At 69.9% G+C, this 15,042-nt stretch carries 11 protein-coding genes and 3 pseudogenes; 8 read left to right on the forward strand and 6 right to left on the reverse strand.

The window, feature by feature from the left end; all coding sequences use genetic code 11:
- Positions 1-52: 52 nt before the first annotated feature.
- The gene (locus ASF28_RS03960; protein WP_056087944.1) at positions 53-1,033 is read right to left on the reverse strand and encodes a helix-turn-helix domain-containing protein; all 981 of its coding nucleotides are present in this window, start codon (positions 1,031-1,033) and stop codon (positions 53-55) included.
- A gap of 1,401 nt (positions 1,034-2,434) precedes the next feature.
- Here ASF28_RS03960 and ASF28_RS03965 point away from each other — a divergent pair.
- Positions 2,435-5,614 carry an autotransporter serine protease gene (locus tag ASF28_RS03965; protein ID WP_162239977.1) on the forward strand — a complete coding sequence of 1,060 codons (3,180 nt, stop codon included), beginning with the start codon at positions 2,435-2,437 and terminating at the stop codon, positions 5,612-5,614.
- Between the two features lie 99 nt (positions 5,615-5,713).
- Here the strand turns inward: ASF28_RS03965 and ASF28_RS03970 are convergent, their stop codons facing one another.
- Both ASF28_RS03970 and ASF28_RS03975 read right to left on the reverse strand, forming a co-directional pair.
- Positions 5,714-5,995, reverse strand: coding sequence for a hypothetical protein (locus ASF28_RS03970; RefSeq protein WP_056087951.1), 282 nt, complete (start codon positions 5,993-5,995; stop codon positions 5,714-5,716).
- Between the two features lie 296 nt (positions 5,996-6,291).
- Positions 6,292-6,705, reverse strand: a complete 414-nt coding sequence (locus ASF28_RS03975; RefSeq protein WP_056087954.1) for a CBS domain-containing protein — start codon at positions 6,703-6,705, stop codon at positions 6,292-6,294.
- 435 nt (positions 6,706-7,140) lie between these two features.
- On the opposite strand from ASF28_RS03975, the pseudogene ASF28_RS23165 reads away from it, so the two are divergent.
- The 4 genes and pseudogenes from ASF28_RS23165 to ASF28_RS03990 all read left to right on the forward strand — a co-directional run.
- Positions 7,141-7,338, forward strand: a pseudogene (locus ASF28_RS23165) (oxalate/formate MFS antiporter); the annotation flags it as partial.
- A gap of 1 nt (position 7,339) precedes the next feature.
- A pseudogene (locus ASF28_RS03980) lies at positions 7,340-8,306 on the forward strand (MFS transporter); the annotation flags it as partial.
- Position 8,307: 1 nt separating this feature from the next.
- A pseudogene (locus tag ASF28_RS03985) lies at positions 8,308-8,796 on the forward strand (MFS transporter); the annotation flags it as partial.
- A 78-nt stretch (positions 8,797-8,874) separates the two neighbouring features.
- Positions 8,875-9,117 (forward strand): hypothetical protein, encoded by a 243-nt coding sequence (locus tag ASF28_RS03990; RefSeq protein WP_157085339.1) that lies wholly within the window; start codon positions 8,875-8,877, stop codon positions 9,115-9,117.
- A 571-nt stretch (positions 9,118-9,688) separates the two neighbouring features.
- Here the strand turns inward: ASF28_RS03990 and ASF28_RS03995 are convergent.
- The 3 genes from ASF28_RS03995 to ASF28_RS04005 are packed head-to-tail and all read right to left on the reverse strand — an operon-like array spanning position 9,689 to position 11,250.
- Positions 9,689-10,405 carry an alpha/beta hydrolase gene (locus ASF28_RS03995; RefSeq protein ID WP_244474879.1) on the reverse strand — a complete coding sequence of 239 codons (717 nt, stop codon included), beginning with the start codon at positions 10,403-10,405 and terminating at the stop codon, positions 9,689-9,691.
- Positions 10,402-10,776, reverse strand: coding sequence for a YybH family protein (locus ASF28_RS04000; protein WP_056087959.1), 375 nt, complete (start codon positions 10,774-10,776; stop codon positions 10,402-10,404). Before ASF28_RS04000 ends, ASF28_RS03995 begins: the two co-directional genes overlap by 4 nt.
- A gap of 30 nt (positions 10,777-10,806) precedes the next feature.
- A complete protein-coding gene (locus ASF28_RS04005; protein WP_056087962.1) occupies positions 10,807-11,250 on the reverse strand; it encodes an OsmC family protein in 444 nt (147 codons plus the stop codon).
- A 305-nt stretch (positions 11,251-11,555) separates the two neighbouring features.
- Here ASF28_RS04005 and ASF28_RS04010 point away from each other — a divergent pair, with 305 nt between their 5' ends.
- The 3 genes from ASF28_RS04010 to ASF28_RS04020 all read left to right on the forward strand — a co-directional run bounded on the left by ASF28_RS04010 (position 11,556) and on the right by ASF28_RS04020 (position 15,027).
- Positions 11,556-12,029 (forward strand): PAS domain-containing protein, encoded by a 474-nt coding sequence (locus ASF28_RS04010; RefSeq protein WP_056087965.1) that lies wholly within the window; start codon positions 11,556-11,558, stop codon positions 12,027-12,029.
- A 103-nt stretch (positions 12,030-12,132) separates the two neighbouring features.
- On the forward strand, positions 12,133-13,383 hold the full coding sequence (frc, locus tag ASF28_RS04015; protein ID WP_056087966.1) for a formyl-CoA transferase: 1,251 nt from the start codon (positions 12,133-12,135) through the stop codon (positions 13,381-13,383).
- Between the two features lie 477 nt (positions 13,384-13,860).
- Positions 13,861-15,027, forward strand: coding sequence for an HPP family protein (locus ASF28_RS04020; protein WP_056087969.1), 1,167 nt, complete (start codon positions 13,861-13,863; stop codon positions 15,025-15,027).
- The last annotated feature ends 15 nt before the right edge of the window (positions 15,028-15,042 follow it).

The following is a 15,042-nucleotide window of genomic DNA, read 5'->3' on the forward strand; positions in this document are numbered from 1 at the left end:
GGACCGAGGACGGCGCAGCCCTCGTCGGGCGTTGGGCCGGACGCTTCGGGACTCAGGCGGTTCGGGATTCCGCCGGCTTCGGTTGCGCGGCGAAGCGCCTGTACTCGCTCGGGGTCAGGCCGTGGCGATCCTTGAAGCGACGGGAGAAATGGGCCTGGCCGGCAAAACCGCAGCCGTAGGCGACGGCGCCGATGGACAGGTGCATGCACCGCGGATCGGTCAGGCGCGCCGCCGCCACGTCGAGGCGGCGCTGCCAGATCCAGTCGGAGATGTTGCGGCCGCGCTCCTGGAACAGTTCCTGGAGCCGCCGGAGCGAGACGCCCAGGGCGAGCGCCAGCTCGGCCGGGCTCAGGGTCCGGTCCGCCAGGTTGGCCTCGATATGGGCTTTGGCCCGTTGCACCAGGACCGTTCCGTAGAGGGCCTTCGGCGTCTCGATCGCCATGCGCTCGGCGATGCTGGCCACCAGGAGATCGACCCCGATGGAGGACATCCGGGCCGCCGTATCGGGGGGCAGCGTGTCCTGCACGTCGACCAGTTCCTTGAAGAACCGGACGGCCAGTCGCGTGCTGCCGAGGCCGGCGTCGATCCGGAGGGCGCTGTAGAGCGCCGCCGGTCCCAGCAAACCCTCGATGCGGTCGCGCGGGATTTCGATCACCAGGGACTGCGTCGGGGCCGCGAAGTCGAGGCGCACGGGCCGCGACCGGTCGACGACGACGATCTCGCCGGGATTGTGGATCAGGGAGCGGTCGTTCTGCGTGCTCGCGGCGGTCCCGGCCAACCGGATGGTGGCCGAGAGGGTGTGCTGCTTGCCATGACGCCGGATGTTCGCCGGGGTCACCTCCGTGGTCAGGGCGCCGAAGGTCGAGCGGGTGATGAGCACGCCACCGACATCCGCCGCTTCGAGCATGCCTTCGAACGGACCATCCCCGGTCTTCCGCGCCTCGCTCGGGATCAGGCGCTCGTAAGACACATCCCGCCACAAGTCGAATTTTTTCCGATGCGGGATGTTTTCCGTCGTGACCAGAACCTTCATCCACGGCTCCTACGGAGATCCTGTCTCGAACACGAGGCCGTCTTCGCCACGCCCGCGGCGACAGTTTTGGGTCACACCCTTGTCCTTTCCCTGGATCGCTCGATTACAAAATATGAATGATTTGTTTTATGATTTCATAAGCAATCCGGCGACTGTGCCAGGGCAACATACCGAAAGAACGACCGAAAAGTCCAATCTCGACCGGTTGTTCCCTCATGCGGGTCGCCACGACTGCCGTCGCTGATCGGAAAAATTTCCGCGCCTACCCTCGCGCGCGGCTGCCTTCGACCAAGCCTCCGACTCGTCAATCCGGCTCGGGCGGACGTCCGCGAGTCCCCTGTCGGGACGGCTACTGGATTCACACAATTGCGAACGGGCCGATCGCGTGCGGAGACAGGGCCCCTGACGGCATCCGGATGCGGGCGTGAAGCCCAAGGGTGCTCCCTCTCCTTCCAGGCAGGTCGATCGCAGATGATGGTCGCGGTCTGAAGCCGCCGCCGAAGGGGCTGTCGACGAAGCGCCGCCCCCCGTGCGCATCCCCTCGCCCCGCTTGGCTGGGGAGAGGGACGCGTCTCCCCCCTGCCGGGGAGCGCGTCGAGGCGGCAGCCGAGGGTGAGGGGGCGCGTCCGGATGAGGCTCCTCCGACGAAGCCCCCTCACCGTCGCTGCGGCTGCGCCTTCGCTCGCCGCAGGCACGACGGGGTGCCTGCGGCCCTCTCCCCGCAGGCGGGGAGAGGGGGATGCGCGCAGACGCTCTGCGCGAACGGGCAAGGGCCGGCCCNTCGCCGCAGGCACGACGGGGTGCCTGCGGCCCTCTCCCCGCAGGCGGGGAGAGGGGGATGCGCGCAGACGCTCTGCGCGAACGGGCAAGGGCCGGCCCAAACGCATGCATCCTTCTGCGATCGCCCTGCCTTCCCGGAGAGGGAGCCCCGGTGCGCCGCACGCCCGCATCCGAACGCCTGCGCTGCACGGAATCGGCCGATTCGCAGTTGTGTGGAACCGGCAGATGGACGGCGAGGGGCGCCGTGTCCGGTTCGCGGGCGGGAGCGGCGTCGGTCGGGCCGTGAAGGGCCGCGGGGGAGATTTCGCGGCGGGTCTCGCTGTGGTAGCGGCCCTTCGCGCGCGGTGCGGGCTCGGACGCGTGCGGGACGGGCGGCGCCCGGCCGCTGCGACATCGCCAAAATGTTGCACTCAGGCAACACCCTCTTCCCGCGACAGGGCTTTGTCCATCGGCATCTTGAACATCAAGAAAGTGTGAAGCTACAAATCAGGTCAGGTACGCAATGAGTCTGCGCCACGACAGACAATGCGGCACCTCTTGCTTCATTCTTGAGCAGACAGAGCCGGCTTTTAGCCTGCCCGTGTCACGGCGGCGCATCTCATGCGCGATCCGGAGATGTTCATGTCCGATCCCTCGCCCCTGCGGCCCTCGCGTACCGCCGGACTCGGCTTCCTTCTGTGGGCCGGTGTTTCCCACGCGGCCCTCGGTCAGACCGCCGGCTATCGGGATCCCGGCCGAATCGGGGATGTCGCGAGCTGGCGCACGCCCGAGTACCTCGCCGATTACGGCAAGGCGTCGATGAACGCCGATCAAGCCTATGCCCGTGGCATGACCGGCAAAGGCGTCCTGGTCGGTTCGGTCGATTCCGGGTTTCTCGGGACGCATCCGGAGTTCGCCGGCCGTATCACCGCCATCACCAACGCCGGCACCTACGCCTCCAGCGGCTTCCGCTACGACAGCGGCACGGCGCGCTCGGACTTCTTCACGGCCGGCCAGCCCTACTCCGTGCCCGGCACCTGGGTGCGCGGCATCAACGACGACCACGGCACCCACGTCGACGGCACCATCGTGGCCCGCCGCGACGGGACCCGCATGCACGGCGTCGCCTTCGGGGCGCAGGTGATCGCCACCAACACCAACGGAACCGACGCGTCGATCTACGGTGCGAATGCCGACTACAATTACTTCCAGGGCGCCTATGGCAGCCTCGTCGCGCAGGGCGCGCGGCTGATCAACAGCTCCTGGGGCAGCCCGCCCCCGCGCGACAGCTACAACACGCCGGCGGGCCTCACCGCAGCCTACGCTCCCTTCACGCGCCAGCAGAGCTGGCTCGACGCCATCGCCGATGCCGGTCGCGCGGGGGTGATCCAGGTCGTCGCCGCCGGGAATGCCGGGGTCGACAACCCGACCATCCGCGCGGCCCTGCCGTATTTCCAGCCCGACCTGGAGACGAATTGGATCGCCGCCTCGGGTCTCAACGGCGCCGATCAGACCCAGTTCAACCGCTGCGGCGTTGCCAAGTACTGGTGCCTCTCCGCGCCAGGCCGCGGCATCACCTCGACGGTGGTGAACCTGACCACCGGCGCGGCCGGGTACGGCTCCAAGAGCGGCACGTCGATGTCGGCACCCCATGTCAGCGGCGCGTTGGCGCTGGTGATGGAGCGCTACACCTACCTGACCAACGCGCAGGCGCGCGACGTCCTGCTCACCACCGCGACCCATCTCGGCGGCGGCCCGGCGGACGTGCCGAACGAGACCTTCGGCTGGGGCAAGATCGACCTCGGGCGGGCGATGAACGGCCCCGGCCAGTTCCTCGGTCGCTTCGACGCCCATCTCGGCGCCGGCGTCGCCGATACCTGGTCGAACGACATCTCCGATGCGGCCCTGCGCCAGCGCTTCGTCGAGGACACCGCCGAACATGCTGCGTGGGAGCGGATTCAGGTCGCGCGCGGCTGGACCAACGGCCTTCCGGACACGGCGTCGGCGGACGATCGGGCCGAATACGGGTGGCGGCTCGCTCGCGATCGGGCTTTCCTCACCCGTACCTATGCGGGCGGCCTGACGAAATCGGGCGACGGCGTGCTGCAGCTGACCGGAAACAGCACCTATACGGGCACCACCGAAATCAATGGCGGCCTGCTCGCGGTGAACGGCGCCATCACCTCCCTCGCCAACGTCAATGCGGGCGGCACCCTCGGCGGCAGCGGCCGCGTCGGTGGCCTCGGCGTCGCCCGGGGCGGCACGGTGGCACCGGGCAACGCCATCGGGACGCTCGACGTGGCGGGGAGCGTCGCCTTCGCGGCGGGCTCCACCTACGCCGTCGAAATCGCGGCGGGCCGCAGCGACCGCATCGCCGCCACCGGGGCGGCGCAGATCGCCGGCGGCTCCGTCTCCGTCTCCCTGGAGAATGCGACGGCGTCCTTGAGCCCGTCCGAGACCCGCAGCCTGCTCGGCCAGCGCTACACCATCCTGACCGCGGATGGCGGGGTGAGCGGACGCTTCGACGCGACGACGCCGCGCTACACCTTCATCGGCACGGACCTGTCCTACGGCCCCAACGGCGTCGGCCTGTCGGTCGCCCGCAACGGCACCCCCTTCGCGGCGGTGGGCGCCACCCGCAATCAGGCGTCCGTCGGCGCCGGTGTCGAGGCGCTCGGGGCCGGCAACCGGATCTACGAGACCATCCTGATCACCACCGACCCGGCCCGTGCGCGGGGCGCGTTCCAGTCCATGTCGGGCGAACTCCACCCGAGCCTGATCTCCGCGGAATTCGCGACCGCCTTCTTCGTGCGCGAGGCGATCCTCGACCGCCTGCGTTGGGGGCCGACGCCGGGCTCCACCGAGGCCACCGGGTACGGCCTCCCGCCGGCAGCCTACGCGGCGGACCTGCCCGGCCGTTCCCCTCCCATGCCCCCCGTGCCGATGCGGGTCATGGACCCCCGGACCTTCGGTGTCTGGGGCCAGGGCTTCGGCAGCTTCGGTCGGGCGCGCACGGACGGCAATGCCGCAAGCCTCTCGCGCCAGACCAGCGGCTTCGTGCTCGGTGCCGACGCGCGGCTCGAGAACGGAATCCGGATCGGCGTGGCCGGCGGCTACGCGACCACCGGACTCGACACCCCCGGCAGCCTGCAGTCGGGCACGATCGAGAGCGGGTTCGGCGGCGTCTACGGCGGCTACGAATCCGGCGCGGTCTCCCTGCGCCTCGGTGCGGTCTACGCGGACAACGCCGCCCGCCTGCGCCGGAGCATCTCCGTCGCCGGCCTCGGCGACAGCGCCTCCGCCCGCACCGGCGGCGACACGATCCAGGGCTTCGGCGAACTCGGCTATCGCTTCGCCGTCGCGGGCACGCCGGGTCCCTCGCCGGCGGTCTTCGCCCTGTCCTCCATCGAGCCGTTCGTGGGCGGCGCCCTCGTCGCCATCGGGCGGGATCGCCTGGCCGAAACCGGCGGGTTCGCCGCCCTGACCGGAGCGGCGCAGACCTACGAGATCGGCACCTCGACCGTGGGTCTCCGGGCGCAGGCCAATCTCGACCTCGGCTTCGGCGGACCCGTCTCGGCCCGTGCCCTCGTGGGCTACCGCCGGGCCTACGGCGACGTCGTGCCGAAAGCCCTGCTGGCCTTCGGGACGGGTCCCGCCTTCCTGACGGCGGGTCTGCCCATCGATCGGGACGCCGTGGTGGCGCAAGCGGGTCTCGATGTGCGCGTCGGACGCGGCACGACCCTCGGCGTCGCCTATACGGGGCAGGTCGGGGACCGGGCACGGGATCACGCCGTGAAGGGCAACCTCACCTACCGGTTCTAGGGGTCTCTCCGGGATCGCGCCCTCGAACGTCGACCCGCCGCACGCGCGCCGTTCCCGTCGGGGAGGAACCCGCTCCGACGGCCGCCGCGGCGTCGCGCTTCAGGCCACGCGGGCCTCGTCGATGGCGTCGAGGCGGAGCTGGTAGCGGTCGCCCCACAGGGATTCGGCCTTCTCGTACCAGGCCGGATCGAAGAACAGCTTGGCGCAGAAGTGGCTGTCCCAGATGCTGACGACGAACAGCTCGGAATCGACGACCTTCACGTGGCGGCTGATGAGCCCGCGCGTGATGCCGACGGACGGGCACATGTCCATGCTCGTCATCGCGTAGGCGTTCTCGCCGCTGAAGATCACGGGGCATTCGAGGATCGCGAGATACCGCATGGTGTTTCCCTTGAAGCGGGCCGCACGCCCGCGCCTGTCCCAACCCGGCCGGGACGCCGCCGCGGCGGCCCCCCGGTGGAGCTCGGGATCACCAGTCCGTGATCCCGGGTGATTTTTGTATTCGAACCGACGACGGGTCAATCCTCAACCGGCCGGACGATGCATTTTACGTCCGGGGGATGAAATTATTGCGTCGCAATACTCTCGCGGCACAGAGCATCGTGCGAAAATACCTGGGGCCCGTGTCCCGACGCGGCGCGAAAGCTGCACGGCGTGGCCCGTCGGACGATCCCCGGTCACGGCCCGGGGGCGGCGGTCCGGGCCGAGGGGGCGGCGAGGCAGTCCCAGATGCTCTCGACGGAGCGCAGGGCGAACCCGTCCATGACCGCGAGGTGCTCGGTCCGGTGCCGGCAGAACGCCGCGAGGCGCTCCTGCGGGGCCAGCCCCACGTCGACGGCGGCGAAGTCGGCCCGCGCCAGGGTCCAGACCAGGGCGTCGAGGACCTCCAGGCCCCCGGCCGTCAGGGCCCGGAAGATGTCGCGCTCCGTGAGCAGGCCGACGATGGCGCCATCGGAATCGGGCCGGCCGTCGATGACCACCAGGGCATCGCTGCCGGGCCGCGACAGCAGCCGCACGGCATCGCGGACGGTGCGATCCGCGCGGATGTAGTGCAGGGCCGCGCCGCGACCGGACGCATCGCTGTTCTCCACGGCATTTCCTCCCGTCGAACTGCGCCGACTGGCACTGGTATGCACAATACCTGCGGGAAACGCCATGATTTTTCCGCGTCGGACGCAAAAACCTGCATCATGCTTCCGGATCGTGCCACTCCGGCGGAGATCGCCGTCCGCCGATCCCGCCGGCGGCCGTCGCCGGATTTCTGATCTTGGCGCGGTGGGAATACGGCGGAGTACTGCACCCCGTCGGCCACACACTGGTCTCGCCAGTCGAACCGTACCCGTCACCAAGCATGGTGCGCTGCAAAATCGAATCTTGCCGCCGCTACTCTTGACGCCGCCCCGTGCACCGCGCAACCCTGGTATTCCAAATACCAGACGGCACCGCCTCGGTGCCCCGGATGCGCGACGGCACGCCATGGCCGATCGCGCATGATGTTGGGACAACAAAACAACCGGAGGATCGTCATGACCAGGGTCGAACCAAGTCAAGTCACACGCGTCGGCGATGGATATCGCTGGGGCCAGCTCGTCATCGGCGTCATCTGCATGGTGATGATCGCCAACTTGCAGTACGGCTGGACGTTCTTCGTCCCCGACATCCAGAAGAAGTTCGGCTTCGACCGCGCCGCCATCCAGTGGGCCTTCACCCTGTTCGTCCTGTTCNTGCAGTACGGCTGGACGTTCTTCGTCCCCGACATCCAGAAGAAGTTCGGCTTCGACCGCGCCGCCATCCAGTGGGCCTTCACCCTGTTCGTCCTGTTCGAGACCTGGCTCGTCCCCGTCGAGGGCTGGTTCGTCGACAAGTACGGCCCCCGCGTCGTCGTCCTGTTCGGCGGCCTGCTCTGCGGCATCGGCTGGGTCATCAACTCCTATGCCGAGACCCTCAACATGTTCTACCTCGGCCAGGTGGTGGCCGGCATCGGCGCCGGCGCCGTCTACGGCACCTGCGTCGGCTCCGGTCATCAACTCCTATGCCGAGACCCTCAACATGTTCTACCTCGGCCAGGTGGTGGCCGGCATCGGCGCCGGCGCCGTCTACGGCACCTGCGTCGGCTCGGCCCTCAAGTGGTTCCCGGACAAGCGCGGTCTCGCCGCCGGCATCATCGCCGCCGGCTTCGGCGCCGGCTCGGCGCTGACCGTCGCCCCGATCCAGTGGATGATCTCCGACCACGGCTTCCAGGCCGCGTTCTTCAACTTCGGCATCGGCCAGGGTCTCGTCGTCTGCGCGCTGGCGTTCTTCTTCACCTCGCCGAAGAAGGGCCAGGTTCCGGAAGCCGTCAACAACGCCAACATCATCCAGACCCGGCGCAACTACACCCCCGGCGAGGTCGCCCGTCAGCCGATCTTCTGGCTCATGTACTTCATGTTCGTCATCGTGGGTGCCGGCGGCTTGATGATCACCGCCAACCTCAAGCCCATCGCCTCCGACATCGGCGTCGACAAGGTGCCCGTGACGATCATGGGCATCACCATGGTGGCGATCACCTTCGCGGCCACCATCGACCGCGTCCTCAACGGCCTGACCCGCCCGTTCTTCGGCTGGGTCTCGGACAAGATCGGCCGCGAGAACACCATGTTCATCGCCTTCGCCATGGAAGGCTTCGGCATCCCCATGAGCCGCACGGGCCGGGNGCCACCATCGACCGCGTCCTCAACGGCCTGACCCGCCCGTTCTTCGGCTGGGTCTCGGACAAGATCGGCCGCGAGAACACCATGTTCATCGCCTTCGCCATGGAAGGCTTCGGCATCTACATGCTCTACCTCTGGGGTCACGATCCCCTGTGGTTCGTGCTGCTCTCGGGCTTCGTGTTCTTCGCCTGGGGTGAGATCTACTCCCTGTTCCCCTCGACCTGCACCGACACCTTCGGCACCAAGTTCGCCGCCACCAATGCCGGCCTGCTCTACACGGCAAAAGGCACGGCGGCCCTCCTCGTACCGGTGGCCAACTACCTCCAGCAGAGCACGGGCAGCTGGGACGGCGTGTTCCTCGTCGCCGCGGGTGCCAACATCCTCGCCTCCCTGCTCGCCATCGCCGTGCTGAAGCCCTGGCGCAAGCGCGTCGTCGCCCAGGCGCAGCTCGCCACCGAGACCGCCCCGGCCCCGCGCATCGTCACCGCCTGAGCCGAACGCCACGACACGCGGGGCCGGACATCCGTCCGGCCCCGCACCCGTTCCGGCCCCCCGCACGCGAGCGCGACCATGCCGCCCAAACCCGAATGGCGCCGGATGACCACGGCGCCGCAGACCATCGACAGGGTCTGGCTCCGGCACCCCACCCTCGGCACCATCCTGGCCGAAGGCCGCGCCGGGCGCTGGTACTCCCCCAACGCGTCGGGGCAGGTCTGGCGCTGGTATCGCTCCGAGGCCGGCCTGGAGCCGTTCGAGGGCTGGCTGCCCTTCGAGGCCCTGGCCCCGGAGGCGGTGTCGTCCGACGGGGGATGAATGAAGCAAACCCCATCGGCTCGATCATGGCGAATCGCGCGGTCGCTCCTGAAGTGTGACTGGATTCACCCGACTGCGGACGGGCTGATCTCGTGCAGCGACAGGGTACGGGACGGCATCCGGATGTGGGCGTGGGGCGCATGCAGGCCCCCTTCCGCTGGACGGCAGGGCGATCGCAGCTGATGGTCGCGGTCTGAAGCCGCCGCAGAAGGGCGTCGTCGAAGAAGCAGAGTTTCCGGTGCGCATCCCCTCGCCCCGCCTGCGGGGAGAGGGACGCGTCTCCCCCCTGCCGGGGAGCGCGTCGAGGCGGCAGCCGACGGTGAGGGGGCGAATCCGGATGAGACTCTTCCGGAATCGCCCCCTCACCATCGCTGCGGCTTCGCCTTCGCTCGCCGCAGGCACGACGGGGTGCCTGCGGCCCTCTCCCCGCAGGCGGGGAGAGGGGGATGCGCGCAGACCCTCTGCGCGAACGGGCAAGGGCCGACCCAAACGCATGCCCCCATCTGCCATCGCCCCGCATGGAAGGAGGAAGGGACCCGCGCGTCATCGCCGCCCTCGGCGATGAACCGAATCAAGCGTCGCGAAAAAACGCCACCGCCTGGGCCACCACCTCGGGCTGGTGGGCGTGCGGGCCGTCGTATTCGACAATCGTGACGTCGTAGCCGGCGGCGGCGAGGCGGGCGGCGTGGGGGCGGGCGCTGCGGTCGATGGGGATCTGTTCGTCCCGCGTGCCGTGCGACAGGAAGATCCGGGGTGCCCCGGCCTGGCAATGCACCGACAGGAACCCGGCCGAGGACGCGACCACGTGGGTGACCACGTCGCCGTTGGCGAGCCCGAGGGACAGGGCGTAGCTGCCGCCGTCGGAATGGCCGGCGAAGACGAAGCGCTGCGGGTCGAGGGGAAACCGCGCCGCCACCGCGGCCAGGGCCTCGGACAGGCGCTCGCGGTCCGGCCCGTGCCCGCCGATGACGAGGTCCCAGGTCGGGAACAGCGATTGCGGGGCGAGGAGCAGGAAGCCCTCGGCGGCCGCATGGGCTTCCAGCATCGGCAGGATCTTCTCGGCGCTGCCGCCGCCGCCGTGGAACAGCACGACCAGGGGCACGGGCCGGCCCGGCGCCAGCCCGTCCGGCACCACCAGCACCGCGTCGCGGGTGTCGAACAGCCCGAGGGCGTGCCGGCCGGGAGGCAGGGGCGGCGCCACGGGCAGGCGATGGGCGAAGCCGAGGCGCCCGGTCAGTTCGGGCGCGAGGGGGACGCCGTCCGGGGCGCTCACGACGCCCCCCGTCACGCCGATTCGGCCGGGGTGAGCGGCTTGATCTTGAGCTGGTCGATCACCCAGAGCCAGCCGCCGTCGTCCTGGCGCCGGGCCGTCTCCACGGAGACGTGGCCGTTGGGCAGGCGCGCGAAGGTCATGGCGAGGTTCCCGTTGCGGAGGGCCGGCAGGGTCTCGACGGCGGGGAAATCGGATTTGCGCGCCAGCAGGTCGGTGTAGAATTTTCGGATTTCGGCGTGGCCCGTGGCGACGACGGCGCCGGCGGCCAGAACCGCGTCCGGTTCGTAGAGCGCCACCAGGCCCGCGACGTCGCCCGCATTGGCGCGGGCGTTGAACAGGCGGGCGAGGTCCTCGGGCGCGTCGGCGCGGCTGGTGTCGGTGGGCATCGCGGATGTCTCCTTCTGAGAAGCTTCGGTTCAGCGCAGACGTCGTCCGGTCCCGTCCCGGACGGTGACGGCCACGGGGATGCCGGCCTCGACGCTCTGCGACACGGTGCAGAAGCGCTCGAACTGCTCCAGCACCCGATCGAGGCGCGGCAGGGCGTCGGCGGGTTGGCCGAGCGCGATGGCGACCTCGATCCCGCCGATGCGCAGGCGCCCTTCGGCGTTGCGCACGATCCGGCAATGGGCATCGGCCGCCACGCCGCCCGCCTCCTGGCGGAACTTGCCGAGGGCGAACACCATCGAAGCGCACAGGCAGTTCGAGACCGCCGCCACCAGGAGCTGCTCCGGGCACGGCCCGAGGCCCTCGCCGGCGGGCGGCGCCTCGTCCACGGGCAGGGCCGCGATCAGGTCGCCGAAATCCACGCTGAAGCGGTACGCCGCCTCCTGGGTGATGCGGATGCCCGGCCCCCGCCCCACGGCCGGGTCGAGAATCGCGGGGTCGAGAATCGCGGGGTCGGGACTCGGCGCCGGCGACGGTCCCTCACCGGGGGCCGGAATGGTCGGTTGACAGTCCGAAATGCTTGGCATACCAAATACCAACAACAGGCGGACAGAAAAAGCAAGTCCTCGTCAGGCCCGCCCAAGGGCCGACGACTGCCGAATGCCCGGAGGAGGCGATCATGCGCTCGGATCATCGTCCGCACCACCCCGTCCCGTCCATGCTGCACTTGCGAACGACTGTCTTGCTCCGCAACAATCCGGCGGCGGACCCGCGCTGAGGCATGGCCGAGTCCGTGGGTTCCCCGACGCCGGCCATCGACTTCGCCGATCTCGTGGGCACGCTCGGCGACGCCGTGGTGGTGTCCGATGCGAGCGGCGCCATCGTGGTCTGGAACGCCGCCGCGACGCGCATCTTCGGCCACAGCGCCGCGGAGGCCCTCGGCCGGTCCCTCGACCTCATCACCCCGGAGCGCCACCGCCGGCGCCACTGGGACGGCTACTTCGAGACCATGCGGACGGGCGTCACCAAGTACGGCGCCGACGTGCTGCGGGTGCCGGCCGTGCACAAGGACGGCCATGCCCTCTCCATCGCCTTCACGGTGGGGATGCTGCACGGCCCCGACGGAACGGTGGCGGGCATCTCCGCCGTCATCCGCGACGACACCCGTCGCTGGACCGAGGAGCGGGACCTGCGCCGCCGCCTCGCCGAATTCGAATCCCGCGCGCCCTCGCCGGGCGCGGTGGAGACGGCCTGACCGGGCCAGACGCCTCAAGGCCAAAACCAAGAGCCCGCAAGCAAAGCAGGCCACGCTGAAACGCTTTCGTGTCCGACACCGACCGATCAGGGAGAACGCCACCATGAGTAAGCCGCTCGAGGGTATCAAGATCATCGACTTCACCCACGTCCAGGCCGGTCCCGCCTGCACCCAGCTCCTGGCCTGGTTCGGCGCCGACGTGATCAAGGTCGAGCGTCCCGGCTCCGGCGACGTGACCCGCACCCAGCTGCGCCACGTCGAGGATGCCGACGCCCTCTACTTCACCATGCTGAACTCCAACAAGCGCTCGCTCACCCTCGACACCAAGACCCCCGAGGGCAAGGAAGTGCTGGAGACCCTGATCAGGCAGTCCGACGTCATGGTCGAGAATTTCGGCCCCGGGGCGCTGGATCGCATGGGCTTCTCCTGGGCCCGCATCCAGGAGCTCAACCCGGGCATGATCCTCGCCTCGGTGAAGGGCTTCTCCGACGGCCACCATTACGAGGACCTCAAGGTCTACGAGAACGTGGCGCAGTGCGCCGGCGGCGCCGCCTCCACCACGGGCTTCTGGGACGGCCCGCCCACCGTCAGCGCGGCCGCACTCGGCGATTCCAACACCGGCATGCACCTCGCCATCGGCATCCTCACGGCGCTCCACCACAAGAACAAGACCGGCACCGGCCAGAAGGTCGCCGTGTCGATGCAGGATTCGGTGCTCAACCTGTGCCGGGTCAAGCTGCGCGACCAGCAGCGCCTCGATGCCCTCGGCTACCTCGAGGAATACCCGCAGTACCCCCACGGCGAGTTCACCGACGTGGTGCCGCGGGGCGGCAATGCCGGCGGCGGCGGCCAGCCCGGCTGGGTGCTCAAGTGCAAGGGCTGGGAGACCGATCCCAACGCCTACATCTACTTCACCATCCAGGGTCACGCCTGGGCGCCGATCTGCAAGGCCATCGGCAAGGAGGAGTGGATCGACGATCCGGCCTACAACACCGCCCGCGCCCGCCAGGACAAGATCTTCGACGTGTTCGCCGTCATCGAGGCGTGGCTCGCCGACAAGACCAAGTTCGAGGCCGTCGACATCCTGCGCAAGTTCGACATCCCGTGCTCGCCGGTCCTGTCGATGAAGGAGCTCTCCGTCGATCCGTCGCTCCGCGCCAGCGGCACCGTCGTCGAGGTCCCGCACCCGAAGCTCGGCTCGTACCTGACCGTGGGCAGCCCGATCAAGTTCTCGGACATGACCGTCGACATCGTCGCTTCGCCCCTGCTCGGCGAGCACACCGACGAGGTGCTCCTCGACCTCGGCTACACCCAGCAGCAGATCGAGCACCTGCACCAGGCCCGCGCCGTCTGACGTAAAGCCTCCGAAGCGGCGCGCCCGAGGGCGCGCCGTCCGCGTTGGGGGCACGCTGAACACTCGCGCGTTCCCGCCTCTCCACGCATGACTACTCGGCTCTCGCATCCGCTCGGTGGCTGTTTACCGACAGGCGACCGCATCCGGAGACCACAGTGCGTCGGCGTGAAGCACAACAGGCCCCCTCTCCTGGAAGGAGAGGGTTGGGGTGAGGTGTGTGGACTCTCCGAAAAGGTCCCACACCTCACCCTGTCCCTCTCCTTCCAGGAGAGGGGACCCGCGTTTCCCGCGAGATACGAAGACAACGGCTCGAAAGACGATTGGTCTTGAACGATCGGGCTTGCGTCGCCCCCTGATCCGGGAAAACTCCAATCCGAGCTGCTTCGCAGGGCTTGGCTGCATCACGGCATCCGGCGCTCCCGTCACGAAACCACCCGCGACCCGCCCCGCAAAACAGCGCCGAGGCCCGTTCCGACGATGCGCCTGTCCCTGCGTCACCTCCTGCCGGACACCCAGCCGTTGAGCCGGCGCGAGCGCCTGCGCTCGGCCGCCGGGGCCCTCGTCGGCATCCTGGTGACGGGGCTCGTCGGCCGCCTCGCCCTCGGAGCGGACCCGGCCTGGCCCGCCCTCATCGCGCCCATGGGGGCGTCGGCGGTGCTGCTCTTCGCCGTGCCGGCGAGCCCCCTGGCCCAGCCGTGGTCGATCCTCGGCGGCAACCTCGTGGCGGCCCTGGTCGGGGTCACGGCGGCGCACATGATCGCCGATCCCGCCCTGGCGGCGGCCGTCGCCATCGGGGTCGCCATCGGCCTGATGACGACCCTGCGCTGCCTCCACCCGCCGAGCGGCGCCGTCGCCCTCACGGCAGTCCTCGGCGGCCCGGCGATCCACGACCTCGGCTACGGCTTCGTCCTGTGGCCCGTGGCCGCCAACTCGCTCCTGCTGCTCGCCGTCGCGATCCTGTTCAACAACCTCACCGGGCGGGCCTACCCGCATGCCGGCTCCCAGAAAGCGGCCGACCCGGCGCCCTCCACCCGCGGCGGCGTCACCACGGCCGACCTCGACGCGGTGCTGGACGCCTACGATCAGGTCCTCGACATCGGGCGCGACGACCTCAAGGCGATCCTGGCGGGGGCGCAGCTCGCGGCCTACCGCCGCCGCGCCGCCGGCCCGGTCACCTGCGCGGCGATCATGTCCCGCCACGTCGTCGCCGTGGCCCCGCACGCGCCCCTGCACGAGGCCCTCGACCTCCTGCGCCGCCACCGGGTCAAGGCCCTGCCGGTGACCGACGAGGGCGCGCGCATCCTCGGCATCGTCACGCAGACGGACCTGTTGGACAAGACCGTGTGGGAGCGGCCCGGCCCGCGCCTCGGAATCGCCCGGCGCGTCGCCCTGACCCTGGCCCGGGGCCGCGCCCCCCACGGCAGCGTCGAGGACATCATGACGAGCCCCGTGCGCTCCGTCCGTCCCGACACGCCCATCGCCGACCTCGTGCCGTGGATGCAGGATGCCGGCCTGACCCACCTCCCCGTGGTCGGCCCCGACGACCGCCTCGTCGGCATCGTGTCCCAGGCCGACCTCGTGGCCGAGCTGCTGGCCGAGGCCGTCGGCGCGCGCCGGGCGAACCCCGAACCCGCCCTCGCCTGACCCGGCGCCCGCGCG

The sequence above is a fragment of the Methylobacterium sp. Leaf99 genome (assembly GCF_001422375.1).
Classification (GTDB): Bacteria; Pseudomonadota; Alphaproteobacteria; order Rhizobiales; family Beijerinckiaceae; genus Methylobacterium.